Source organism: Agrococcus sp. UYP33 (assembly GCF_054060915.1).
The window spans coordinates 434633-459760 of the sequence record NZ_JBSSDR010000001.1 but is presented as its reverse complement, the minus strand read 5'-3'; the positions used below and the strand labels follow the sequence as shown (position 1 = coordinate 459760).

General features: G+C 72.8%; 22 protein-coding genes. 17 read left to right on the top strand and 5 right to left on the bottom strand.

Annotated features, from left to right (window positions below):
* Nucleotides 1-69 precede the first annotated feature (69 nt).
* From ACVWW9_RS02190 to ACVWW9_RS02155, 8 genes are all read left to right on the top strand, one after another.
* Complete coding sequence (locus ACVWW9_RS02190; protein WP_456514204.1) at nucleotides 70-1173, top strand: BMP family lipoprotein; 1104 nt, start codon at nucleotides 70-72, stop codon at nucleotides 1171-1173.
* Between the two features lie 132 nt (nucleotides 1174-1305).
* The gene (locus tag ACVWW9_RS02185; RefSeq protein WP_354258994.1) at nucleotides 1306-2832 is read left to right on the top strand and encodes an ABC transporter ATP-binding protein; all 1527 of its coding nucleotides are present in this window, start codon (nucleotides 1306-1308) and stop codon (nucleotides 2830-2832) included.
* Complete coding sequence (locus tag ACVWW9_RS02180) at nucleotides 2829-4235, top strand: ABC transporter permease (protein WP_456514203.1); 1407 nt, start codon at nucleotides 2829-2831, stop codon at nucleotides 4233-4235. The genes ACVWW9_RS02185 and ACVWW9_RS02180 overlap by 4 nt, the downstream gene beginning before the upstream one ends.
* The gene (locus ACVWW9_RS02175; protein ID WP_354258999.1) at nucleotides 4232-5527 is read left to right on the top strand and encodes an ABC transporter permease; all 1296 of its coding nucleotides are present in this window, start codon (nucleotides 4232-4234) and stop codon (nucleotides 5525-5527) included. The genes ACVWW9_RS02180 and ACVWW9_RS02175 overlap by 4 nt, the downstream gene beginning before the upstream one ends.
* Nucleotides 5528-5535: 8 nt before the next feature.
* Nucleotides 5536-5949 (top strand): cytidine deaminase, encoded by a 414-nt coding sequence (locus ACVWW9_RS02170; RefSeq protein WP_123696099.1) that lies wholly within the window; start codon nucleotides 5536-5538, stop codon nucleotides 5947-5949.
* 105 nt (nucleotides 5950-6054) lie between these two features.
* Nucleotides 6055-7347, top strand: coding sequence for a thymidine phosphorylase (locus ACVWW9_RS02165; protein ID WP_456514202.1), 1293 nt, complete (start codon nucleotides 6055-6057; stop codon nucleotides 7345-7347).
* 61 nt (nucleotides 7348-7408) lie between these two features.
* Nucleotides 7409-8515, top strand: a complete 1107-nt coding sequence (locus ACVWW9_RS02160) for an adenosine deaminase (protein WP_456514201.1) — start codon at nucleotides 7409-7411, stop codon at nucleotides 8513-8515.
* Complete coding sequence (locus tag ACVWW9_RS02155; RefSeq protein ID WP_456514200.1) at nucleotides 8512-8949, top strand: PTS sugar transporter subunit IIA; 438 nt, start codon at nucleotides 8512-8514, stop codon at nucleotides 8947-8949. Before ACVWW9_RS02160 ends, ACVWW9_RS02155 begins: the two co-directional genes overlap by 4 nt.
* Before the next feature lie 67 nt (nucleotides 8950-9016).
* Here ACVWW9_RS02155 and ACVWW9_RS02150 read toward each other — a convergent pair whose 3' ends face one another.
* Nucleotides 9017-10687: a phospho-sugar mutase gene (locus tag ACVWW9_RS02150; protein WP_456514199.1), complete on the bottom strand. Its 1671-nt coding sequence runs from the start codon at nucleotides 10685-10687 to the stop codon at nucleotides 9017-9019.
* The gene (locus tag ACVWW9_RS02145) at nucleotides 10684-11529 is read right to left on the bottom strand and encodes a purine-nucleoside phosphorylase (RefSeq protein WP_354259013.1); all 846 of its coding nucleotides are present in this window, start codon (nucleotides 11527-11529) and stop codon (nucleotides 10684-10686) included. The genes ACVWW9_RS02150 and ACVWW9_RS02145 overlap by 4 nt, the downstream gene beginning before the upstream one ends.
* Nucleotides 11530-11643: 114 nt before the next feature.
* Between ACVWW9_RS02145 and ACVWW9_RS02140 the strand changes: the two genes are divergently transcribed.
* The 4 genes from ACVWW9_RS02140 to ACVWW9_RS02125 all read left to right on the top strand — a co-directional run bounded on the left by ACVWW9_RS02140 (nucleotide 11644) and on the right by ACVWW9_RS02125 (nucleotide 15405).
* Nucleotides 11644-12183, top strand: coding sequence for a YaeQ family protein (locus ACVWW9_RS02140; protein WP_456514198.1), 540 nt, complete (start codon nucleotides 11644-11646; stop codon nucleotides 12181-12183).
* A 41-nt stretch (nucleotides 12184-12224) separates the two neighbouring features.
* A complete protein-coding gene (locus ACVWW9_RS02135) occupies nucleotides 12225-13664 on the top strand; it encodes an NAD(P)H-quinone dehydrogenase (protein ID WP_354261573.1) in 1440 nt (479 codons plus the stop codon).
* Nucleotides 13665-13766: 102 nt separating this feature from the next.
* Nucleotides 13767-14141 (top strand): YciI family protein, encoded by a 375-nt coding sequence (locus tag ACVWW9_RS02130; RefSeq protein WP_456514197.1) that lies wholly within the window; start codon nucleotides 13767-13769, stop codon nucleotides 14139-14141.
* Between the two features lie 46 nt (nucleotides 14142-14187).
* Complete coding sequence (locus ACVWW9_RS02125; protein ID WP_456514196.1) at nucleotides 14188-15405, top strand: DUF6596 domain-containing protein; 1218 nt, start codon at nucleotides 14188-14190, stop codon at nucleotides 15403-15405.
* An 11-nt stretch (nucleotides 15406-15416) separates the two neighbouring features.
* On the opposite strand, the gene ACVWW9_RS02120 is transcribed toward ACVWW9_RS02125, so the two are convergent.
* Nucleotides 15417-17183, bottom strand: a complete 1767-nt coding sequence (locus ACVWW9_RS02120) for an acetyl/propionyl/methylcrotonyl-CoA carboxylase subunit alpha (RefSeq protein ID WP_456514195.1) — start codon at nucleotides 17181-17183, stop codon at nucleotides 15417-15419.
* Between the two features lie 144 nt (nucleotides 17184-17327).
* Between ACVWW9_RS02120 and ACVWW9_RS02115 the strand changes: the two genes are divergently transcribed.
* Genes ACVWW9_RS02115 through ACVWW9_RS02100 form a run of 4 tightly spaced genes read left to right on the top strand, consistent with a single transcriptional unit; the run spans nucleotide 17328 to nucleotide 22653 of the window.
* Entirely contained in the window at nucleotides 17328-18179 is an 852-nt protein-coding gene (locus ACVWW9_RS02115) for a hypothetical protein (RefSeq protein ID WP_456514194.1), read from the top strand.
* A gap of 25 nt (nucleotides 18180-18204) precedes the next feature.
* Entirely contained in the window at nucleotides 18205-18837 is a 633-nt protein-coding gene (locus ACVWW9_RS02110) for a TetR/AcrR family transcriptional regulator (RefSeq protein WP_456514193.1), read from the top strand.
* Between the two features lie 2 nt (nucleotides 18838-18839).
* Nucleotides 18840-20564 (top strand): ABC transporter ATP-binding protein, encoded by a 1725-nt coding sequence (locus tag ACVWW9_RS02105; protein ID WP_456514192.1) that lies wholly within the window; start codon nucleotides 18840-18842, stop codon nucleotides 20562-20564.
* Between the two features lies 1 nt (nucleotide 20565).
* Nucleotides 20566-22653 carry an ABC transporter ATP-binding protein gene (locus ACVWW9_RS02100; protein ID WP_456514191.1) on the top strand — a complete coding sequence of 696 codons (2088 nt, stop codon included), beginning with the start codon at nucleotides 20566-20568 and terminating at the stop codon, nucleotides 22651-22653.
* Between the two features lie 47 nt (nucleotides 22654-22700).
* Here the strand turns inward: ACVWW9_RS02100 and ACVWW9_RS02095 are convergent, their stop codons facing one another.
* Complete coding sequence (locus tag ACVWW9_RS02095; RefSeq protein ID WP_456514190.1) at nucleotides 22701-23435, bottom strand: hypothetical protein; 735 nt, start codon at nucleotides 23433-23435, stop codon at nucleotides 22701-22703.
* Nucleotides 23436-23437: 2 nt separating this feature from the next.
* Complete coding sequence (locus ACVWW9_RS02090; RefSeq protein ID WP_456514189.1) at nucleotides 23438-24079, bottom strand: Maf family protein; 642 nt, start codon at nucleotides 24077-24079, stop codon at nucleotides 23438-23440.
* Between the two features lie 137 nt (nucleotides 24080-24216).
* Between ACVWW9_RS02090 and ACVWW9_RS02085 the strand changes: the two genes are divergently transcribed.
* Nucleotides 24217-25071, top strand: coding sequence for a GDSL-type esterase/lipase family protein (locus ACVWW9_RS02085; protein ID WP_354259041.1), 855 nt, complete (start codon nucleotides 24217-24219; stop codon nucleotides 25069-25071).
* Nucleotides 25072-25128: the final 57 nt, after the last annotated feature.

Below are 25128 nucleotides of genomic sequence, written 5' to 3'. Positions count from 1 at the left end.
GCGGCCCTATGCTCAACCATCATGCGCTCAGCCGCGTCGCGGCGAGCATCCTTTGCACTGGAGGATCCCTTGAGGAAGTTCAACCGTTCCGCCGCGCGCGGCGGCGTCATCGCCATCGGCGCGGCGCTCCTGCTCGCCGGCTGCGCCGCAGCGCCGGAGGCCCCCACCGGCTCCGAGCCGGCCGGCTCCGAGTCCGCGGCCCCGACCACCGACATCCAGCCCTGCATCGTCTCCGACGAGGGCGGCTTCGACGACCGCTCGTTCAACCAGCTCGGCGCCGAGGGCCTCCGTGCCGCGGCCGAGGGCCTGGGCGTCGAGCCGATCGAGGTCGAGTCCGCCTCGCCCGCCGACTACGCGCCGAACCTCGACAGCGTCATCGCCGAGGGCTGCAACATGGTCGTCTCGGTCGGCTTCCAGCTCGCCGAGGCCACGGGTGCAGCAGCGACCGCGAACCCCGACATCAACTTCGCGATCATCGACGACCAGTCGGTGACGGCGGAGAACGTGCAGCCGATCGTCTACGACACGGCGCAGGCCGCGTTCCTCGCCGGCTACGCCGCCGCCTCGTACACCGAGTCGGGCACCATCGCCACCTGGGGCGGCCTCCAGATCCCGCCGGTGACGATCTTCATGGACGGCTTCGTCGAGGGCGCCGAGTACTACAACGAGCAGAACGGCACCGACGTGCAGGTGCTCGGCTGGGACGCCGAGGCGCAGTCCGGCTCGTTCACCGGTGGCTTCGCCGCCGGCGTCGAGGCGAAGGCGATGGCGGAGACCTTCATCGGCCAGGGCGCGGACGTGCTCATGCCGGTCGGCGGCCCCATCTTCCTGTCGGCCGCTGAGGCCATCCGCGACCAGGGCGACGACTCGGGCATCGTGATGATCGGCGTCGACGCCGACCTCTACGAGACCTCGCCCGACAACGCCGACCTCTTCCTCACCTCGGTGCTGAAGGGCATGTCGACGGGCGTCCAGACGGTCGTCGAGCAGGCTGCGGCCGGCGAGTTCTCCAGCGAGCCGTACGTCGGCACGCTCGAGAACGACGGTGTCGGCCTCGCGCCGTTCCACGACTTCGAGGGTTCGGTCGACCCGGAGCTGCAGTCGCAGCTCGACGACATCCGCGAGGCGATCATCGCCGGCGAGATCACGGTCGAGTCGCCCGCCAGCCCGTAGTCGCAGGCCAGCGCATGCGCGTGGGGGTCGGCTCCGGCCGGCCCCCACACGCGTGAGCGGCACAGGAGCGCGCGCCCGATGCGCCGTTCCGGCTAGATTCATGAGTCGTCAGCGCCGTCGAAGGAAGGCACCATGACCGCCCCGCACTCGACCCTCCAGCTTCGTGGCATCACGAAGCGGTTCGGCGCGCTCACCGCCAACGATCACATCGACCTCGAGGTCAAGGCCGGCGAGATCCACTGCCTGCTCGGTGAGAACGGCGCAGGCAAGTCGACCCTCATGAACGTGCTCTACGGCCTCTACCAGGCCGACGAGGGCGAGATCCTGCTCGACGGCGCACCCCAGCGCTTCGCAGGACCCGGCGATGCCATGCACGCCGGCATCGGCATGGTGCACCAGCACTTCATGCTCATCCCCGTGTTCACCGTCGCCGAGAACGTGCTGCTCGGCCACGAGAAGGCGCTCGGCGGCCTCGCCGGCGCGAAGCAGAAGGTGCGCGAGATCTCGCAGCGCTTCGGCTTCCACGTCGACCCCGACGCGAAGATCGAGGACCTGCCCGTCGGCGTCCAGCAGCGCGTCGAGATCATCAAGGCCCTGTCGCAGGACGCGAAGGTGCTCGTCTTCGACGAGCCCACCGCCGTGCTGACGCCGCAGGAGACCGACGAGCTCATGGCGATCATGCAGCAGCTCCGCGACGAGGGCACCGCGATCGTCTTCATCACGCACAAGCTGCGCGAGGTGCGCGCGATCGCCGACCGCATCACGGTCATCCGCCTCGGCAAGGTGGTCGGCGAGGCGAGCCCCACGTCGACGAGCACCGAGCTCGCGTCGATGATGGTCGGCCGCCCCGTCGAGCTGACCGTGCAGAAGAGCCCGCCGGTGCTCACCGACAACCTGCTCACCGTCTCGGGCCTGACCGTGCTCGACGCTATCGGCCAGAAGGTCGTCAACGACGTCTCGTTCACGGTGCACGGCGGCGAGGTGCTCTGCATCGCCGGCGTCCAGGGCAACGGGCAGACCGAGCTCACCGAGGCGATCCTCGGCCTGCAGTCGCGGGCCAAGGGCTCGATCGACCTCAACGGCAACGAGCTGCTGGGCGACTCGGTGCGCGAGGTGCTCGACGCCGGTGTCGGCTTCGTGCCCGAGGACCGCAAGGTCGACGGGCTCGTCGGCGACTTCTCGATCGCCGAGAACCTCATGCTCGACCGCTACCGCGGCGCCCCGTTCATCAAGGCCGGCACGGTCGACCGGGGTTCGCGCGACGCGTTCGCCGATGAGAAGCTCGGTGCCTTCGACATCCGCGCGCAGGGGATCGACACGCACGTCGGGACCCTCTCGGGCGGCAACCAGCAGAAGGTCGTGCTCGCGCGCGAGCTCGGCCGGCCGCTCGCGCTCTTCGTCGCCTCGCAGCCCACCCGCGGCCTCGACGTCGGCTCGATCGAGTTCGTGCACAGCCAGATCATCGCGACGCGCGACGCCGGCATCCCGGTGATCGTCGTCTCGACCGAGCTCGACGAGGTCGTCGGGCTCGCCGACCGCATCGCGGTCATGTACCGGGGCGGCATCGTGGGCATCGTGCCCGCGGACACCAGCCGCGACACGCTCGGCCTCATGATGGCCGGCGAGCGACCCGCCCACCTCGAAGGAGCCGCAGCGTGAACGACCGACCGCTCGACGGCGACGACCCGATCCAGCCCGACCCGCCGCAGCGCCCGGGCGGCTCGCCCGACTCCGGATCCGCGCCGGCCGTCGTGCACGCGCCAGAGGTCGCGGAGGTCGCGGCACCCGCTGCGGTCGTGCCGACCGACGACCGCACGGTCGAGGACGACGACCCCTGGGGCGGCGCCTTCCGCCGCATCATGGGCGGCAACCTCGTCATGGCGGTGCTCGCGATCCTCACCTCGCTCGTCGTCGGCGGCATCCTCATCGCCGCGACCGACGAGCGCGTGCAGGAGACGAGCGGCTACTTCTTCGCCCGCCCCGGCGACATGCTCGGCGCCGCCTGGGATGCCGTCTTCGGCGCGTACTCGGCGCTCTTCCAGGGCTCGATCCTCAACCTGTCGCGCGCCGACGCCGGCTTCGCGCAGCTCATCAAGCCGCTCACCGACACGCTGAACTTCGCCACCCCGCTCATCGCCGCGGGCCTCGGCGTCGCGCTCGCCTTCCGCGTCGGGCTGTTCAACATCGGCGGCCGCGGCCAGATGCTGTGGGCCGCCGCGGCGGCGGGCTGGGTCGGCTTCTCGTTCGAGCTGCCGCCCGTGCTCCACGTGCTCGTCGCGATCGCCGTCGGCATCGCCGCCGGCGCGATCTGGGGTGGCATCGCCGGTGCGCTCAAGGCGTTCACCGGCGCGCACGAGGTGATCGTCACGATCATGCTCAACTTCGTCGCGCTCTGGTTCATCACCTGGATGCTGCGCACCCCGGGCCTGCTGCAGAACCCGGGCAGCAACAACCCGATCTCCCCGCCCATGCCGCCGTCGGCGACGCTGCCATCGATGTTCGGCCCGCCGTTCACGCTGCACTGGGGCTTCGTGCTCTCGGTCGCCGCGGTGATCTTCTGCTCGTGGCTCATCAACCGCTCGAGCCTCGGCTTCCAGTTCCGCGCGGTCGGCTTCAACGCCAACGCCGCCCTCAACGCCGGCATGGACGTGCGGCGCATCACGGTGCTCGCGATGCTGTTCTCGGGCGGCTTCATGGGCCTCGCGGGCGCCCAGCAGGTGACGGGCGCGGTCACGACCGGCTTCACCTCCGGCATCGACGCGGGCATCGGCTTCGACGCGATCACGGTCGCGCTGCTCGGCGGCTCCACCCCGTGGGGCACGTTCTTCGCCGGTCTGCTCTTCGGCGCGTTCAAGGCGGGCGGCTTCCGCATGCAGGCCGCCGAGGGCGTGCCGATCGACATCATCCTCGTCGTGCAGTCGTTCATCGTGCTCTTCATCGCGGCCCCGCCGCTCGTGCGCGCGATGTTCGGCCTGCCGCAGCCCGGCAGGAAGTCGCGCCGCCAGCGCCGCGACGAGGCCGCGCTCGCCGCCGCGACCCAGACGAAGGGGGAGCAGGCGTGAGCACGCAGCAGCCCATCGACGCGCAGTCGCCTGCGCCCGTCCAGACGGTCGAGCTCGAGCGCGCCGTCGTCCGGCACTGGAAGGCGCCCGTCGCCTACGCCGTGCTCACCGTCGTCGCCGCGATCCTCATGATCGGGCTCGGCCGCGACGGCAGCGCGACGCTCCGGCTCGCCGACTCCGGCGACTTCATCGCGCTCCCGGATGCGGTGCTCCCGTCGCGTCCGACCGGCATCGTCATCGCGCTCGTGCTCGCGGCGCTCACTGCGTTCGCGTTCTGGGCCGCGGCCTCCGCGCGCCGCGTCGGCGCCTGGCTGCCGGTCGTCTTCGGCCTGCTGTTCGTCGTCGGCTTCCTCAGCTGGGCCGGCGCAGGGTCGATGATCCCGATCGCCGGCCTGCTGTTCGCGACCGTCGGCCTCTCGGTGCCGCTCATCTTCGGCGCCATGGGCGGTGTCATCTCCGAGCGCGCGGGCGTCGTGAACATCGCGATCGAGGCGCAGCTGCTCGGCGGCGCCTTCACCGGCGCGGTGGTCGCCTCGGCGACCGGCAGCACCATCGTCGGCGTGCTCGCCGCGATGCTCGCGAGCGTGCTCATCTCGATGGTGCTCGCGGTCTTCGCGATCCGGTACTTCGTCGAGCAGGTCATCGTCGGCGTCGTGCTCAACGTGCTCGTCGCCGGGCTCACGAACTTCTTCTACTCGTCGGTGCTCACCGACAACGAGGCGCTCAACTCGCCCGACCGCCTGCCGAAGCTCCCGATCCCGCTGCTCGAGGGCATCCCGCTGCTGGGACCCGCCCTCTTCAACCAGTCGATCATCGTCTACGCGATGTACATCGCCGTGCCGCTCATCGCGTGGGGCCTCTTCAAGACCACCTGGGGCCTCCGCCTGCGCGCGATCGGCGAGCACCCGATGGCCGCCGACACCGTCGGCATCAAGGTCAACCGGCTGCGCTTCTGGAACGTCTCGCTCGCCGGTGCGGTCGCGGGCCTCGGCGGCGCGTACTTCACGCTCGACTCGAACGGCTCGTTCACGCGCGAGATGACGGCGGGCCTCGGCTACATCGCGCTCGCCGCGGTGATCTTCGGTCAGTGGCACCCGATCAAGGCGACCGCGGCGGCGCTGCTGTTCGGCTTCGCGTCGGCGCTGCAGCAGACGCTCGGCGCGATCGGCTCCCCGGTGCCGAGCGAGTTCATGCTCATGCTCCCGTACGTCGTCACGCTCCTCGCGGTCGCAGGCTTCATCGGCCAGTCGCGGGCGCCGGCGGCGAGCGGCAAGCCGTACATCAAGCAATAGGACGACGGATGCCCGACATCGACTGGCCGGCGCTGCACGGCGCCGCCGTTGGCGCGGCCGCGAAGGCCTACGCGCCCTACTCGGGCTTCCCGGTGGGCGCGGCGGCGCTCGTCGACGACGGCCGCCTCATCACCGGCGCGAACATCGAGAACGCCGCCTACGGCGTGACGCTGTGCGCGGAGTGCTCGCTCGTGAGCGAGCTCGTGATGGGCGGCGGCGGCCGGCTGGTGGCGTTCGCGTGCGTGAACGGCGCGGGGGAGCGGCTCATGCCGTGCGGCCGCTGCCGCCAGCTGCTGTCGGAGCACGCGGCGCCCGGCATGCTGCTCGACACCGTCAGCGGCATCCGCACGATCGACCAGGTGCTCCCGGATGCGTTCGGCCCGCGGGAGCTCGACGACTACGCGGCGACCCGCGACGCCTGACCATCCGGCCCGGCCGCGGGCCTCTCGGCGCGGATGTGCTTGGGTCGAGGATGCAGGGACCACCACGAGGGCCCGACCGCGCGGTCGGGCGAGGCGAGGAGCAGCATGGCTGAGGCGTTCGACGTCGTCGACATCATCCGCACGAAGCGCGACCGGGGCAGCCTCGGCACGGCGCAGATCGACTGGCTCGTCGACGCCTACACGCGCGGCTACGTCGAGGACCCGCAGATGGCGGCGCTCGCGATGGCGATCCTCCTGAACGGCATGGACCGCCGCGAGATCCACGACCTGACGATGGCGATGATCGCCTCGGGCGAGCGGATGGACTTCTCGTCGCTCGACGCGCCCACCGTCGACAAGCACTCGACCGGCGGCGTCGGCGACAAGATCACGCTGCCGCTCATGCCGCTCGTCGCCGCCTTCGGCGCCGCCGTGCCGCAGCTGTCGGGGCGCGGCCTCGGCCACACCGGCGGCACGCTCGACAAGCTCGAGTCCATCCCGGGGTGGCGCGCCGACCTCTCGAACCAGCAGATGCTCGAGCAGCTGCGCACCGTCGGCGGCGTCATCTGCGCGGCCGGCGCCGGCCTGGCGCCCGCCGACAAGCGGCTCTACGCGCTCCGCGACATCACCGGCACCGTCGAGGCCATCCCGCTCATCGCCTCCTCGATCATGTCGAAGAAGATCGCGGAGGGCACGGGCGCGCTCGTGCTCGACGTGAAGTTCGGCTCAGGCGCCTTCATGCAGGAGTTCGAGCGGGCGCGCGAGCTGGCGCTCACGATGGTCGAGCTCGGCCGCGACGCGGGCGTCGAGACGCGGGCGCTGCTCACCGCCATGGACACGCCGCTCGGCCTCGCGATCGGCAACGCCAACGAGGTGCGGGAGTCGGTCGAGGTGCTCGCCGGCGGCGGCCCCGCCGACATCGTCGAGCTCACCGTCGCGCTCGCGCGCGAGATGCTCGACGCGGTCGGGCAGCCCGACGCCGACGTCGAGGCCGCGCTCGCCGACGGCCGTGCGATGGACGTCTGGCGGCGCTTCGTCGTCGCGCAGGGCGGCGACCCGGATGCGGCGCTGCCGACCGCGAACGAGACGCACACGGTCGTTGCGGAGGCCGACGGCGTGCTCGCCCGCCAGGAGGCGCTGCCGTTCGGCATCGCCGCGTGGCGGCTCGGCGCCGGCCGCGCCCGCGCGAGCGACCCCGTCGTGCACGCCGCGGGCATCGACCTGCACGTGAAGCCGGGCGACGCGGTGCGGAAGGGCGACCCGCTCTGGACGATCTCGGCCGACGACGCCACCCGCATCCCGCGCGCGCTGGAGGCGCTCGAGGGCGCGTGGGAGCTCGCCGCGCCGGGCACCGAGGTGACGGTCCCGCCGATCGTGCGCGAGCGGATCGGCGCCTGAAGCCGTCGGCATCCGCGGCAGGTACGATCGAGGTCCTGCAGGAACCGACGACGGGGACGAGATGAGCCGCTACGAGGTCGACGGCGTCGACATCCAGACGCTGCCAAAGGTCAGCCTCCACGATCACCTCGACGGCGGACTGCGACCGCAGACCATCCTCGAGCTGGCCGACGAGATCGGGCTCGAGCTGCCCGCGAGCGACGCCGCGTCGCTCGGCGCGTGGTTCGCCGAGCAGTCGAACTCCGGCTCGCTGCCCGAGTACCTGAAGACGTTCGACATCACGACCGCGGTGATGCAGACCGAGCACGGCCTGCACCGCGTCGCGAAGGAGTTCGTGCTCGACCTCGCCGAGGACGGCGTGATCTACGGCGAGATCCGCTGGGCGCCCGAGCAGCACCTGCAGCGCGGCCTGACGCTCGACGCGGCGGTCGAGGCGGTGCAGGCCGGCATCGAGGAGGCCATCGCGCTCGTCGCGACGCACGGCGGCCGCATCCGCGTCGGGCAGCTCGTCAGCGCCATGCGCCACCTCGACCGCGGCGACGAGATCGCCGAGCTCGCGCTGCGGCATCGCGATCGCGGTGCGGTCGGCTTCGACATCGCGGGCCCCGAGGCGGGCTTCCCCGCGTCGCGCATTCAGTCGGCCTTCGACATCCTGGCGCGCGCGCACTTCCCGGCCACCGTCCACGCGGGCGAGGGCGACGGCATCGCGAGCATCGCCGACGCGCTGTTCTCGGGCCGCGCGCTGCGGCTCGGGCACGGCACCCGCATCGCGGAGGACATCCACGTCGAGGAGGAGACCGACGACGCGGTCGTCGTGCGCCTCGGCGAGGTCGCCGAGTGGGTGAAGGACCGGCAGATCGCCCTCGAGGTGAGCCCGTCCTCCAACCTGCAGACCGGCACGATCGCGCAGTGGGGCACCGCGCTCGAGGACCACCCGATCGACCTCCTGCACCAGCTGGGCTTCTGCGTCACCGTCAACGTCGACAACCGCCTGCAGTCGGGCACGACGCTCACGCGCGAGCTCGGGCTGCTCGTCGACGCCTTCGAGTGGGACCTCGACGACCTCGAGCAGGTGACGCAGAACGCCGCGGCGAGCGCGTTCTGCTCGTTCGAGGAGCGCGAGGAGCTGGCGGACGAGATCGCCGACGGGTTCGACGACCTGCGATGAGCCTGCCGCTCGACGAGGCCACCTTCTCGCCAGGGGTGCACGCCGACGACTGGCGCGCGGCCGTGCGCGCGGCGGGCGTCGACCTCGTGACGGCGAGCGCCGTGGGGCGGGCCTACGTCGAGGAGCTCGTGCAGCAGATCGAGTCGGCGGGGCCCTACTGCGTCGTCGCCCCGGGCGTCGCCGTGCCGCACGCCAAGGCGAGCGGCGTCGTGCGGCGCGACGCGCTCGCGATCGTCGTGCTCGACGAGCCGGTGGCGTTCGGCCACCCGCACAACGACCCGGTGCGCGTCGTCATCGGCCTCGCGGCGACGAGCGCGCGGCAGCACCTCCGGATGCTCGCCGAGCTCGCCAACGCGCTCGACGGATCCGGCGTCACCGACGCGCTCGCGGCCGCCACCACGCGCGACGAGGCGATCGCCGCCCTCCGCCGCTGATCCTCGACGTCGCCGGTGGTCGTGCGACGCGCATGCGCGGCTCAGCGACCACAGGCGACGTCGAGCGTCAGGCCTCGAGGAGTGGACGCACCGCCTCGGCGATCGCCGCGACGCGGGCACGCGCCGCGCGCACGCGCTGGGCCGGCGCGCCCTCGGCCGACATCGCGTCGATGTAGACCTTGACCTTGGGCTCGGTGCCGCTCGGCCGCACCATCACGCGCGAGCCGTCGTCGAGGGTGAAGCGCAGGATGTCGCCGATCTCGCCGTGCTCGGGCAGCGACAGGTCATCGGCGGCGAGCACCGCGGAGCCCGCGAGCTCGGCCGGCGGCGTCGCCCGCAGCGCGGCCATGGTCGCCGGGATCCGCGCGAGATCCGTCACGCGCACGCTCACCTGGCCCGACTCGAACGCGCCGAACTCGCCGGCGAGCGCGAGCAGCTCCTCGGTGAGCGACGAGCCGCGCTCGTGCAGCTCTGCGGCGAGCGTGAGCACCCGCACGAGCGCCGAGACGCCGTCCTTGTCGCGCACGGTGCCCGGGTTCACGAGGTAGCCGAGCGCCTCCTCGAAGCCGAAGGTGAGGTCGGGCACGCGCGAGACCCACTTGAAGCCCGTGAGCGTCTGCACGAAGCGCAGCCCGTGCGCCTCGGCGATCGTGCCGAGGCCGGGGGAGGAGACGATGGATGCGGCGAGCACGCCGCGCCCGCGGGCCGCGCGAGCCGCGTCCCAGCCGAGCAGCAGGCCCACCTCGTTGCCCGTCAGCATCCGCCAGCCCGAGGGAGCCGCGGCGTCGGGCACGGCGACCGCGAGCCGGTCGGCGTCGGGGTCGTTCGCGAGGATGAGGTCGGCGCCGCGCTCGGTCGCGAGCGCCATGGCGAGGTCGAGCGCGCCGGGCTCCTCGGGGTTGGGGAACGCGACGGTCGGGAACGCGCCGTCGGGCTCCGCCTGCTCCGGCACGACGATGACGGGCGGGAAGCCGGCCTCGGCGAGCACCGCCTCGACCGTCTCCAGGCCGACGCCGTGCAGCGGCGTGTAGACCACGGTGAGCGCGGATCCTGCGTCCTGGTCGGTCGGCAGGCCGATCGCGGCCGTGGCGGCGACGTACGCCTCCCAGACGCCCTCGCCCGCGACCTCCGGCTCGCCGCGCGGGTAGTCGGCGACCGGCACGGCCGCCGCCTCGACGATCCGCTCGGCGATCTCGCCGTCGACGGGCGGCACGATCTGGCTGCCCTCGTCGGCGCCGCCGAGGTAGACCTTGTAGCCGTTGTCGGCGGGCGGGTTGTGGCTCGCGGTCACCATCACGCCCGCGCTCGCGCCCAGGTGGCGCACCGCGAACGCCGTCACCGGCGTCGGCAGCAGGCGCGGCAGCAGGATCGCCCGCACGCCCGCGCCGGCGAACACCTCGGCCGCGTCGCGGGCGAACTCCTCGGAGCCGCGGCGCCCGTCCCAGCCGATCACGATCGACGGGTGCGGCTCGCGTCCCACCAGGAAGGCGGCGAGCCCGGCGGACGCCTGCTGTACCACCACCCGGTTCATGCGGTTCGGGCCCGCGCCGATCGCGCCGCGCAGTCCGGCGGTGCCGAACTGCAGGCGGCCGCGGAACGCATCCGTCACCGCGGCGACCGCGAGCTCGTCGCCGGCCTCGGCGGCCGCGATGGCGGCCTCGAGCTCGGCGCGCGTCTCGGGGTCGGGATCGTCGGCGGCCCAGGCGCGCGCGGCGTCGAGCACGTCGGGCGCGGTCATGCCTGCTGGCCGATCGCGGCGACGACGTCGGCGAGCAGGCGTCCGAGGCGGCCCTCCGCCTCCCTGCCCGCCTCGATGACCTCGGCGTGCGAGAGCGGGGTCGTCTGGATGCCCGCGGCGAGGTTGGTGATGAGGCTGAGCCCCAGCACCTCCATGCCGGCCTCGCGCGCCGCGATGGCCTCGAGCGCGGTCGACATGCCGCAGATGTGGCCGCCGATCGCCTTCGCCATCTGCACCTCTGCGGGGGTCTCGTAGTGCGGCCCGCGGAACTGCACGTAGACGCCCTCGTCGAGCGAGCCGTCGACCGATCTCGCGATGTCGCGCAGGCGCGGCGCGTACAGGTCGGTGAGGTCGACGAAGGTCGCGCCCTCGAGCGGGGAGTCGGCGGTGAGGTTGATGTGGTCGCTGATGAGCACGGGCTGGCCGGGCGTCCAGTGCGGCTTGATGCCGCCGGCGCCGTTCGTGAGCACCATGACGGATGCGCCGGCCGCGGCCGCGGTGCGCACCGAGTGCACGACCCGGCGCACGCCGTGGCCCTCGTAGTAGTGGGTGCGCGCGCCGATGACGAGGGCGCGGCGGCCGTCGTCGAGCAGGATCGAGCGCAGCGTGCCCACGTGCCCCTCGAGCGCGGGCTTCGAGAAGCCGGTGACGTCGGTCGCGGGGATGGTGTGCGTCGTCTCGCCGATGAGGTCGGCCGCCTTCGCCCAGCCCGAGCCGAGCGTGAGGGCGATGTCGTGCGACTCGACGCCGGTGATGCGGCGGATGTCGTCGGCGGCCTGCCGGGCGACGGCGCGCGGGTCGGCGCCGCCGTCGAGCGGGTGGATGTCGTGCTCGTGCGTCATGGCGCCCACTCTAGGCGCGCCGCCGCCACCGAGCCGTGAGCGGCACAGCGCGTGCCCGCGCTGCGCATCCGGGCGCGCGAGGCACGCCCCCGCGCTCGCGTAGGCTCGGCGACCATGGCCATCGGCGCGACCATCCACACCTTCGAGATCCAACTCTCCGACGTCGACCGCGGCGTGTACGAGCAGCTGTCGCTCAAGGTCGCGCAGCACCCGTCGGAGACGCTCCCGTTCATGGTCACGCGCGTGCTCGCGCTCTGCCTCGAGCACGAGGAGGGCATCGCCTTCGGCGACGGGATCTCGGGCGGCGACGAGCCCGCGGTGGTCGCGCGCGACCTGACCGGCTCGCTGACCGCCTGGATCGAGGTCGGCGCCCCGGAGGCGGAGCGCATCCACCGCGGCAGCATGGCGGCCGATCGCGCCGTCGTCTACACGCACCGCGACCCGGAGGGCGTCGCGGGGCGGTGGTCGGGCAAGCGCATCCACCGCGCGGAGGACGTGCGGCTCGTCTCGTTCGACCCCGGCTTCATCGATGCGGTCGCCGACGCGGTGGCCCGGCGGACGACGATGTCGGTCTCCGTGACGGAGGGCACCCTCTACGTCGAGGTGAACGGCACGACGCTCTCCACCGCCGTCCACGAGCGCCGCGCGGGCTGACCGCGGGCGGCCGACCGGAACGCGGCTCCGGATGCGGGATGATGGAGCGCGTGAGTGCATTCGAGCGCAAGCAGCGCGTGGTGATCATCGGCGGCGGACCCGGCGGCTATGAGGCGGCGCTCGCGGGCGCCCTGCTCGGCGCCGAGGTGACGCTCATCGAGCGGACGGGCGTGGGCGGCAGCGCGATCCTGACCGACGTCGTGCCCTCGAAGTCGCTCATCGCGACCGCGGAGTCGGCGGCCGCGATCCGCGACGCGAGCCAGCTCGGCGTGCAGTTCTCGGTGCGCGGCGCCTCCGGGCGGCCGCAGAAGCCCGAGGTCTCGGTCAACCTGCGCGCGGTGAACCGGCGGCTGCTGTCGCTCGCCGCGAAGCAGTCGCTCGACATGAAGGCCGACCTCGAGAAGGCCGGCGTCACGATCGTGCAGGGCGAGGGCCGCCTCGACGGCCCCGGGCGGGTCGTCGTGTCGACCGGCAAGCAGGGCGCCGACTTCGACGAGTTCGAGGCCGACACCATCGTCGTCTCGGTCGGCGCGCGTCCGCGCCAGCTGCCGAGCGCGATGCCCGACGGCGAGCGCATCTTCACCTGGACGCAGCTCTACAGCCTCGAGGAGGTGCCCGAGCACCTCATCGTCGTCGGCTCCGGCGTCACCGGCGCCGAGTTTGCGAGCGCCTACAGCCTCATCGGCGCAGAGGTCACGCTCGTCTCGAGCCGCGACCAGGTGCTGCCCGGCGAGGACGCCGACGCGGCGGGCGTCATCGAGGAGGTCTTCACGCGGCAGGGCATGCACGTGCTCTCGAAGTCGCGCGCCGAGAAGGTCGAGCGCACCGAGACCGGCGTCGTCGTCACGCTCACCGACGGCCGCACGGTCGAGGGCTCGCACTGCCTCATGGCCGTGGGCTCGATCCCGAACACCGCGGGCATCGGCCTCGAGGAGGCGGGCATCGAGCTCTCCGACTCCGGCACCATCCTCGTGAACCGCGTCGCGCGCACGAACCTGCCCAACGTCTACGCGGTCGGCGACTGCGCCGACGCGCTGCCGCTCGCATCCGTCGCCTCCATGCAGGGGCGCACGGCGATGTTCCACGCGCTCGGCGACGCCGTCGACCCGATCTCGATGCGCACGGTCGCGTCGAACATCTTCACCCAGCCGGAGATCGCCACGGTCGGCTGGTCGCAGCGCGAGATCGAGGAGGGCATCGCGCAGGGCGAGGTGTACCGCATCGACCTCGCCACCAACGCGCGCGCCAAGATGATGGGCGTCGAGGACGGCTTCGTGAAGCTCTTCGCCCGCACCGGCTCCGGCACGGTGATCGGCGGGGTCATCGTGGCGCCGAAGGCTTCGGAGCTGATCTTCCCCGTCACGATGGCGCTCGAGCACCGGCTCACGGTCGACCAGCTCGCGCGCGTCTTCCCGGTCTTCCCGTCGCTCACCGGCTCGATCTCCGATGCCGCGAGGGCGATGCACCGCGTCGAGCCCTGACCCGCGGACGCGTTCCGGTCGGGATGTCGAATCCCTGCGGCCCCGTGCGTCTCCCATGCGAGACTGCCGACACGCGCAGTCCGTGACGGAGAGGACGCGGCCATGGCCGACCAGTACATGTTCATGATCGTCGAGCCCGACTGGGACTCGGACGCCTACGGCGACCAGCCGGCGCAGATCGCGGTCGAGTTCCCCGAGTTCGAGGTGTTCGAGCGCCGGGTCGAGGAGCTGGGCGCGCGGATCGTCGGCGGCAACGCGCTGCAGCACCGCAAGCACGGCGGCACGGTGCGCCCCGGCGCCGAGGGCCGCGAGCTCGAGGACGCGGTGTGGACCGACGGCGCGAGCATCGAGAGCGACGAGGTCATCACGGGCTTCTACCTGATCGAGGCCGACGACGTCGAGATCGCGAAGCAGCTCGCCGTGATGGTGCCGACCGGCGGCCACATCGAGTGGCGGCGGGTCTTCGACTTCGGCTGAGCCAAGCCCGACGGAGGCCGGCGCCGCCTCGTGCCACGATGGGCGCGTGCGCCCGGCTGACGATGCCTTCACGGCCGCATGGCCGAGCGTCGTGCGGCAGCTCGCGGCGCACGCCAGGTCGATCGACGAGGGCGAGGAGCTCGCGGCGGAGGCGTTCGCCCGCGCCGTCGCGCACCCCGACGAGATCGACGACCTCGTCGCCTGGTGCACGACGGTCGGGCGGCGCCTGCACCTCGACCGGGTGCGCCGGGGCGCCGTGCGCGACCGCGCCCTGCCCGACCTCGCGCGGCGGGCCGAGGCGCGGGTGCCCGGCGAGACGGGCGTCGACGATCGGCTCGCGCTGCTGCACGTCGCGTGCGATCCGGCGCTCGGCTTCGGCAGCCGGCTCGTGCTGGCGCTGCGGCTCGTGTGCGGGGTCGACACGGCCCGGATCGCGTGGCACCTCGGCATCGACCCTCGCGCGGCATCCGCTCGGCTCACGCGCGCGAAGCGCGGCCTCGCGGAGGCGGCGGGCGCGTTCCGCGTGCCCGACCGCCTCGAGCGGCGGGCCCGGCTGCCGGCCGTGCTCGAGTGCGTCGCCGCCGTCCATGCCGTCGGCCAGCGCGACGCGCTGCAGCCCGACACCCCGGCGGACGACCTGGGCCGCAGCGCGCTGACGCTCGCGACCGCCGCGTCGCTCGACCAGCCCGACGACGCGGAGGCGCGGGCGCTCGTCGCGGTCGTGCTGCTCGCGCTCGCGCGTCGGCCCGGCCGCTTCGACGACGAGGGCGTCGCGCTGCCGCTCGACGAGGTCGACCGCACGCGCTGGGACCGGCGGCTCGCGCTCGCCGGCCTCGAGCGCGCGGCCGCGACGGCGGGGACCGGCGGGCGCTTCGCGCTCGAGGCGTCGATCGCCGCGCTGCACGTCGCGGCGCCGACGGCGGCCGCGACCGACTGGACGACGATCGTCGCGCTCCACGAGCGGCTCGTCGCGCTGCGGCCCACCCCCGCGGCGCGGGTCGCGGCAGCGGTCGCGCGCGGCAGGCTCGCGCTGCGCGACGGCGGTGACCTCGACGAGGTCGCGGCGGCGCTCGCCGGGCTCGAGCACGAGGGCGCCGAGGCGTCGCGCCGCGACGCGTCGCTCGCGCTCGCCGACCTCGCGTGGCAGCGGGGCGAGCGCGCCGAGGCCGCCGCGCGCTACGCGGCGCTCGCGGACGTCCTGCCGCCGCCGCTCGCGGCCTTCGCCAGGCGTCGTGCCGCGCTGGTCGAAGCCGGGCTGGCCTGACCCGCGCTGGCCTAGCCCGCGTCGGGCGTGATCGCGACGAGCAGGTGGCCGGACGGCACCGTCTTGCCGACCGGCGCGTCGATCGCGCTGATGACGCCGTCGATGGGGGAGGAGAGCGGCTGCTCCATCTTCATCGCCTCGAGCACGACGAGCAGGTCGCCGGCCACGACGCGGTCGCCCGCGGCGACGGCTGCCTTCACGACGGTCGCCTGCATCGGCGAGACGATCGAGCCGGAGCCTGCGCCGCCGGCGAGCGCGGCGCGCGTGCGGCGCGGCGCGGGGCCCTTCGCGTCCTTCGTGTCGGAGAACAGCTGCTTCGGCATCGAGACCGCGATGCGCTTGCCGTCGGCCTCGACGACCACCGTGCGCCGCGGCTCGGGGCCGCCGAGCTCGCCCGGCTCGCCGCCCCACGCCGGGATGTCGTTCTCGAACTCGGTCTCGATCCACGAGGTGTAGATCGAGAAGGCGGCGCCGTCGGCGGGCGCGAACGCGGGGTGGTCGACGATGCGGCGGTGGAAGGGCAGCACCGTCGGCAGCCCCTCGACCTCGAACTCGGCGAGCGCGCGGCGCGAGCGCTCGAGCGCCTCGGCGCGGTCCCGGCCGGTCACGATGAGCTTCGCGAGCATCGAGTCGAAGTTGCCGCCGATCACGTCGCCCGCGACGACGCCTGAGTCGATGCGGATGCCGGGGCCGGTCGGGGCGCGGAAGATGCGCACCGGGCCGGGCTGCGGCATGAAACCGCTGCCGGCATCCTCGCCGTTGATGCGGAACTCGATCGAGTGGCCGCGCACCTCCGGGTCGTCGTAGCCGAGCGCCTCGCCCTCGGCGATGCGGAACTGCTCGCGCACGAGGTCGATGCCGGTGACCTCCTCGGAGACCGGGTGCTCGACCTGCAGGCGGGTGTTCACCTCGAGGAACGAGATCGTGCCGTCGGCGCCGATGAGGAACTCGCAGGTGCCGGCGCCCACGTACGACGCGGCGCGCAGGATCTCCTTCGACGCACGGCGCAGCTCCGCATCCTGCGCGGCCGAGATGAACGGCGCGGGCGCCTCCTCGACGAGCTTCTGGTGCCGGCGCTGCAGCGAGCAGTCGCGGGTCGACACGACCACGACGTTGCCGTGCGCGTCGGCGAGGCACTGCGTCTCGACGTGCCGCGGCTTGTCGAGGTACTTCTCGACGAAGCACTCGCCGCGGCCGAACGCGGCGACGGCCTCGCGGGTCGCGGAGTCGAACTGCTGCGCGACCTCCTCGCGCGTGCGGGCGACCTTCAGGCCGCGACCGCCGCCGCCGAAGGCCGCCTTGATCGCGACCGGGAGGCCGTGCTGGTCGACGAACTCGAGCACCTCGTCGGCGCCCGAGACCGGGTTGATCGTGCCCGGCGCGAGCGGGGCGCCGACCGACTCCGCGATGCGGCGCGCCGAGACCTTGTCGCCCAGCTGCTCGATCGCGGTCGGGCTCGGGCCGATCCAGATGAGACCGGCGTCGATGCACGCGCGGGCGAAGTCGGCGTTCTCCGCCAGGAAGCCGTAGCCGGGGTGCACGGCGTCCGCGCCGGAGCGCCGCGCGACCGAGAGGATCTTGTCGATCACCAGGTAGCTCTCGGCGCTCGTCGAGCCCGTCAGCGAGTAGGCCTCGTCGGCGAGGTGCACGTGCTGCGCATCGCGGTCGGGCTCGGCGTAGACCGCGACCGAGCCGATGCCCGCGTCGCGCGCGGCGCGGATGATGCGGACGGCGATCTCGCCGCGGTTGGCGATGAGGACCTTGGTGATGCGGGGCATGGTCACTCAGCCTAGGCGGCGATGCATGACGGATGCGTGCACACCGCACACAGGAATGCCCGGTTCGCTTGCGGTTTCCCACAGCCACGGGCCGATCGAGGTCGCTCCCTGTGCGCGGCGGGACGCCGCACCTAGCATGGACCCGTGGACCCCGTGGTGCTCGCGCTCGTCGCCGAGTGGTGGTGGATCGCACCGGCTGGCGCGGGTGCGGGCGCGCTCGGCGTGGTCGGCGTGCGGCGCGCCCGGCCGACCGGCCGGCGGCTCGAGCTGCTCGCGGCCGTGCACGACGCGCGGCGGGCGCAGGATGCGGTCACCCGCTCGCGCGCGGACCTCAAGGTCGCGCGCGCCGAGCTGCTGCGCTCGCAGGCCGAGCAGGCCGCCGCGCGCGTCGGGCTCGGCGCGGTGCTCGAGGCCAAGCGACGCGTGCAGGCGGCCGAGCGCGGGGTGAAGGTCGCGGTCGCGGAGCTCAAGGCTCGGCGGGCGTCGGTGCAGGCGGCGCGCGCGACCCTGCCCGCGAGCCGCGCACCGCTCGAGGCCATGCCGCTCGCGCGGCTGCGCGCCGAGCACGACCGCCTCACGGCGCGCTGGATCGCCTACGAGACCGACCCTGCGAAGGCGATCGACTACCCGGCGATGAGCGACGCCAGGTCCCCTGCGCTGCAGGAGTTCCTGCGCGAGCAGCGGCTCGCGCTCGAGCTGCGGCCCGCGAGCGTCGACGCCCGCATGGCGCCCGGCGACTTCGCGACCTACCGCGACGCGGTGCGGCGCGCGACGCACGCGTTCGAGGCGGCCGAGCACGCGGCGCGACGCGGTGCCGGCGACTGGCAGCCGAGCATCGGGGACCGCACCGACTGGGCGACGCTCGCGCAGGAGCTGCTCGGCAGGGCGCAGCACGAGATCGTCCGCTCGGCCGAGGCGTGGCAGCGACCGGGGCCGCAGGCGGCCCCCGGAGCGGTGACCCGGCGACACGCCGCGTCGTGTACCCCTGGTGAGTGAGCACTCACTCAACTAGCATCGTCGCGTGACTCCGATCCCACGCCTCAGCGGCGACGACCGCCGCGCGCAGATCATCGAGGCGGTGACGCCCGCCGTGCTCGAGCACGGGCTCGCGATCACCACGCGCCAGCTCGCCGACGCGGCCGGCGTCGCCGAGGGCACCCTCTTCAAGGCGTTCGGCGACAAGGAGTCGCTGCTGCTTGCGCTCGCCGAGCATCACCTCTCGATCGACGAGTCCGGCGAGGCCGGCGTGCTCGGCCTCGACTCGCTCGAGGAGGTCGTGGCATGGACGCTGCGCGTGCTCGTCGACCGGATGGGCTTCATCTTCCGGCTCATCATGGTGCTCGGGCCGATCGGGCAGCGCGCGGCCGGCGCGGCGCGGGCCGACTTCGAGTCGTCGAAGCACCGGCTGGCGGAGCGCTTCGTGCCCTTCCGCGACGACCTGCGCGTGCCGCCGGTGGTGGCGGCAGAGGTGGTGCGCACGCTCGCGTGGGCGGCCGCCTCGAACTGGGGCGAGCAGGATGCCGTGTCATCGGTCGATGACATCCTGCAAGTGCTCCTGCACGGCATCGCCCGCACCGATGCCGGGCCGGTCGATCCCACCGGTCATCCCTCCGCCGCAGTCGCGGCATCCGCTCCCGAGGCCCAGAAGGTCTGACCATGCTCTGGAAGCTCATCGTCCGCTACGTCAAGCCCTCGTGGCCTGCGCTCCTCCTCGTCGTGCTGTTCCAGTTCGCGCAGTCGGTGCTGTCGCTCATGCTGCCCACCATCAACGCCGACATCATCGACGAGGGCGTGCTGCGGGGCGACACCGACACCATCTGGCGGCTCGGCTTCCTCATGCTCGGGCTGAGCCTCGGCCAGGTGGCCGCCAACATCCTGGCCATCCTCTTCGGCGCGCGCTTGGCGATGCGCGCCGGCCGCGACCTGCGCGCCGACATCTTCGGCGAGGTCGGCGACTTCAGCGAGCAGGACGTGCAGCGCTTCGGCGCCGCGAGCCTCATCACCCGCAACACGAACGACGTGCAGCAGGTGCAGATGCTCATCCTCATGTCGTGCACGATGCTGCTGTCGGCGCCGATGCTCGCGATCGGCGGCGTCATCATGGCGGTGCGCGCCGACGCGACGCTGTCGTGGCTCATCGCCGTCGCCGTGCCGCTCATGCTGCTCGTGCTCGGCTTCCTGGTGTCGCGGCTCGTGCCGATCTTCCGGCAGCTGCAGGAGCGCATCGACCGCATCAACAAGGTGCTGCGCGAGCAGCTCACCGGCATCCGCGTCATCCGCGCCTTCGTGCAGGAGCGGCGCGAGCGGGAGCGGTTCGCGGTCGCCAACGACGGCGTCACCGACGCGATGCTGCGCACCGGCAACCTGTTCGTGCTGATGTTCCCGATCATCATGCTCATCGTCGAGGTCTCGAGCGTCTCGGTGCTCTGGTTCGGCGCCGGCCTCGTCGACTCGGGCGAGCTCGAGATCGGCACGATGATGGCCTTCCTGCAGTACCTCATGCAGATCCTCATGGGCGTGCTCATGGCGACCTTCATGACGATCATGATCCCGAGGGCCGCGGTCTCCGCGAAGCGCATCGGCGAGGTGCTCGACACCGAGCCGTCGATCTCGCGCGTCGCGGTGGGCGACCGGATGCCGACGCCCGGCACGATCGAGCTGCGCGACGTGCACTTCCACTACCCGGGTGCCGACACCCCGGTGCTCGACGGGGTCTCGCTGCAGGCCGCGCCGGGCGAGACGGTCGCGATCATCGGCTCGACAGGCTCGGGCAAGACGACGCTCGTCAACCTCATCCCGCGGCTCTTCGACGCCACCGGCGGGCAGGTGCTCGTCGGCGGCGCCGACGTGAAGGACGTCGACGCCGAGACGCTCTGGCGCGGCATCGCGATCGTGCCGCAGCGGCCCTACCTCTTCGCCGGCACCGTCGCGTCGAACCTCCGCTACGGCAACGAGGACGCGACCGACGAGCAGCTCTGGCGCGCGCTCGAGATCGCGCAGGCTGCGGGCTTCGTCCAGCAGATGGACCGGCAGCTCGAGTCGCGGATCTCGCAGGGCGGCACGAACGTCTCCGGCGGGCAGCGGCAGCGCCTCTCGATCGCGCGGGCGCTCGTCGCCGAGCCCGACGTGCTCGTCTTCGACGACTCCTTCTCGGCGCTCGACCTGACGACGGATGCGCGGCTGCGGGCAGCGCTGCGCGAGGCCGTCGGCTCGACCACGCAGATCGTGGTGGCCCAGCGCGTGTCGACGATCGTCGACGCCGACCGCATCGTGGTGCTCGAGGCCGGCCGGGTGGTCGGCACGGGCACGCACGAGGAGCTGCTCGAGCGCAGCGACACCTACCGCGAGATCGTCGAATCGCAGATGGCAGTGGAGGCCTGACATGGCACGCGAGAAGCTGACGAGGGAGCAGCGCCTCGAGGCGCGCAGGGCGCGCTCGGCGAAGCCCGAGCCCGAGCTCACCGAGGAGGAGCGGATCGAGGCCGAGCAGGCCGAGGCCGCTCGCCTGGGCGCCGGGGACTGGGAGCCGCCGCCCGGCAAGGCCAAGTCGTTCGGCGCATCCGCCAAGCGGCTGCTGGGCCTCATGCACCCCTACCGCTGGCTGCTGGCGCTCGTCTTCGCGCTCGGCGCGATCGGCGTCGTGCTCGTCGTGCTCGGGCCGAAGATCCTCGGCCAGGCGACGAACATCATCGTGCAGGGGCTCGTGCAGCGGAACCTGCCGGCCGGCGCGAGCCAGGAGCAGGTCGTCGCGGGCCTCCGCCAGAGCGGCCAGGACGAGTTCGCCAACATGGTCGAGCGCATGGAGGGGCTGAACCCCGGCCAGGGCATCGACTTCGACGCCCTCGGCGGCATCCTGCTCGTCGTGCTCGCGATCTACCTCGTGGGCGCCGTGTTCCAGTGGCTGCAGGGCTACGTCGTCAACCGCGTCGTGCAGCGCACCGTGCAGGGCCTGCGCCGCGACGTCGAGGAGAAGATCCACCGGCTGCCGCTGTCGTACTACGACCGCACGCAGCGCGGTGAGCTGCTCTCGCGCGTCACGAACGACCTGGACAACGTCGGCCAGACGCTCTCGCAGACGATGTCGCAGATCGTCACCGGCCTGCTGACCGTCGTCGGCGTGCTCGTCATGATGCTGACGATCAACGTCTGGCTCGCGCTCGTCGCGCTCATCGCAGTGCCGCTCACGGGCGTCATCCTGGGCGCCGTCATGGGCCCGGCGCAGGGGCTCTTCAAGGAGCAGTGGCGCCGCACCGGTCGCGTCAACGCGATCGTCGAGGAGGCCTTCACCGGCCACGCCCTCGTCAAGGTCTTCGGACGCGAGGAGGCCGTGCGCGCGCGCTTCGCGACCGAGAACGACGGCGTCTACCAGGCGTCGTTCAAGGCGCAGTTCCTCTCCGGCCTCGTCTTCCCGCTCATGACCTTCGTCGGCAACATCGGCTACGTCCTCGTCGCCGTCGCCGGCGGCCTCTTCGTGGCTGCGGGACAGATCCTGGTCGGCGACGTGCAGGCGTTCATCCAGTACTCGCAGCAGTTCTCGCAGAACCTGGGCCAGATCGGCCAGACCGTGACGATGGTGCAGTCGGGCGTCGCGAGCGCCGAGCGAGTCTTCGAGCTGCTCGACGCCGACGAGGAGGAGTCCGACGCGGACGGCACGACCGCCGCGGCGAGCTCCGGTCGCGTCACCTTCGAGCACGTGCGCTTCGCGTACTCGCCCGAGAAGCCGCTCATCGACGACCTCTCGCTCGAGGTGGAGCCCGGGCAGACCGTCGCGATCGTCGGGCCGACCGGCGCGGGCAAGACGACGCTCGTGAACCTGCTCATGCGCTTCTACGAGATCGACGGCGGCCGCATCACGCTCGACGGCGTCGACACCGCGACGATGACGCGGGATGCGCTGCGGTCGCAGACCGGCATGGTGCTGCAGGACACCTGGCTCTTCGGCGGCACGATCCGCGAGAACATCGCCTACGGCCGGCCGGACGCGACCGAGGCGGAGATCCTCGAGGCGGCGCAGGCGACGTACGTCGACCGCTTCGTGCACGCCCTGCCCGACGGCTACGACACCGTGATCGACGAGGACGCCTCCAACCTGTCCGCGGGCGAGAAGCAGCTCGTCACGATCGCGCGGGCGTTCCTCGCCCAGCCGAGCGTGCTCATCCTCGACGAGGCGACGTCGTCGGTCGACACCCGCACCGAGCTGCTGCTGCAGCACGCGATGGCGGCGCTCCGCACCGACCGCACGTCGTTCGTGATCGCCCACCGGCTGTCGACCATCCGCGACGCCGACCTCATCCTCGTGATGGAGCAGGGCCGCATCGTCGAGCAGGGCTCGCACGAGCAGCTCGTCGCCGAGCGCGGCGCCTACTGGCGGCTGCTCAACGCCCAGTTCGAGCAGGCGGCGGTCGACATGGAGCTCGACGCGTCGCTCGCCGACCGCACCGGCAGCATCGCCACGCAGCAGTCCACCTAGCGGTCGAGGGTCTGGGTCCGAGTCGTCCTGCACTCGGACGCAGATGCTCAACCGGGCAGGGCGCTCCAGTACTCGTAGTCGTGCACCGCGACGCCCGCGAACCTCGGGTCGCCGGCGAGCTGGGAGGCGACCGCGGCGAGCTCCCGCTCGAGCACGGTCCGGCCGTCGTCGGCGAACGTCTCGCGCGGCTCGGGCACGGGGAACGTGTCGACGCCGATGCGGTAGGGCTTCCTGGCCTCCGCGATGAGCCGCCGCGCACTCGCGCTGCCGGCCAGGATGTCGGTCGCGCGGTCGCGGTACGCCATGAGGCCGACCGCGTCCGCGCGGCGCACGATGGCGGCGAAGGCGGCCGGATGCACGTCGGCGAGCCAGGGGGAGAGGTCGACCTCGACCGGCAGCGCCGTGCGCGCAGCGACGTCCTTGACGGTGCGCTCGAGCCCCGCGAGCAGCTCCTGCTCGCGGCCCGGCCAGTCGCGCCGCGTCCACGGCTCGATGTCGAGGTGCACGCCGTCGAACAGCCAGGCGGCGGTCGCGCGCTGCATCCAGGTGATGGCATCCGTGCCGGTGGTCCAGGAGGGGTCGCCGCCGAGCGCCGACACCCGCACGCCCTTGCCGCGGAGCGCCGCCACGCACTGGTGGGTCGCGGCCGTCGGCCCGCCCCACGGCACGCTGACGAACGCCTCGGTGATGCGCTGCTGCGCGGCGAAGGCCGCGACTGCCGCGGGGTCGGGCGGGGCGGCCTCGTGCACCCACACCCACATCGCTCGTGCGCTGCTCGCCATCGTCATCCCTCCGTCGTGGTCAGTGCTGGCCATGCGACGCCGAGCTCGCGCGCGAGCCGGCGGACGGCCGGGATGCTCATGCCGATCACGGTCGACGGGTCGCCGTCGATGCGGTCGATGAAGGCGGCGCCGCGCCCGTCGATCGTGAAGGCGCCCGCCACCTCGAGCGGCTCGCCGGTGGCGACGTACGCGTCGATCTCGGCGTCGTCGATGTCGGGCGAGAAGTCGAGGTGCGTCGCGGTCGCGACGCCCGCCGAGTCGTCGATCCTGCCGTGCCGCACCCGCAGCATCCAGTGCCCGGAGTGCAGCGTCGCCGACCTGCCGCGCTGCGCGAGCCAGCGCTCGCGCGCGCGCTCGGGGGTGTGGGGCTTGCCGAGCATCGCGCCGTCGAGCTCGAGCGACGAGTCGCCGCCCAGCACGAGGCCGTCGAACGCCGTGAGCGGGTCCTGGTCGAGCAGCGCCTCGGCCTTCGCGCGAGCGAGCAGCAGCACGTACTCGTGCGGCGTCAGCGGGCCGTGCTCGGCCTCGTGCGCCGCGACGAGCAGCTCCTCGTCGAGGTCGGTCGGTGCCACGACGGGCTCGATGCCCGCCTGGCGCAGCAGCGCGAGCCGGGCGGGCGATGCGGAGGCGAGGATGAGCTGCACGCGACGATCCTCGCATCGCGCGCTCGTGTTCCCTCCCAGGCGTCAGGGCTCGTCGACGACCGCGCAGGAGGTGCGTTGTCGCCGCCCAGCCTCGGGTGTACGGTTCGCGCACACCGCGCCATCGGAAGGAGCCCGCCATGGGCATCCGTCGCAGCACCCGTCACCTGCTCGCCGCCGTCGCCGCGGCAGCGCTCATCCTCTCGGGCTCGGTCGTCTCGACGACTGCCGCCCAGGCCGCGGCTCCTCCGCCATCGCAGGTCACGCGCATGGCTGCCCTGGGCGACTCGATCACGCTCGGGGTGTCGTCGTGCAGCAGCTGGTCCGGCTGCGCCCAGAACAGCTGGGCGACCGGCTCCAGCACGGCCGTCGGCTCGCACCTGCTGCGGCTGCGGGCCGCCGGTGCCACGAACCTGGTCGCGTCCAACGACGCGGTCTCGGGCTCGCGCTCCGCCGCGCTCGCCACGCAGGCGCAGCAGGCGGTGCGGCAGGGCGCGCAGTACGTCACCATCGAGATCGGCGCGAACGACGCCTGCACCCGCACGGTCGCCGAGATGACGCCCACGGCGACCTTCAAGGCCAACGTGGCGGCCGCGCTCGCCACGCTCGCCACGGGCGGCGGTGCGCCGCAGATCTTCGTCGCGAGCATCCCGAGCCTGCAGCGCCTCTACGAGGTGAACCGCGCGAGCAGCAGCGCCCGGTTCACGTGGAGCCTGCTCCGCATCTGCCAGTCGATGCTCGCCAATCCGAGCAGCACCCAGCCGGCGGACGTCCAGCGACGTGCTGCCGTGCAGCAGCGCGTGGACGAATACAACATCGCGCTGCGCGACGCGTGCGCGGCGGTCGCGAGCTGCCGCTTCGACGGCGGTGCCGTCGCGGCCTACGCCTTTGCGAGGACCGACATCTCGACGCGCGACTACTTCCACCCCTCGGTCGCGGGGCAGGCGAGGCTGTCGAGCATCACGTGGCCGACCACGCAGTGGGTGTCGCCCTGACGCGCTGATCGGGGTCGAGCGGCTGCTCGGAGCGCCCCGACCGGAGGTCGATGGGAG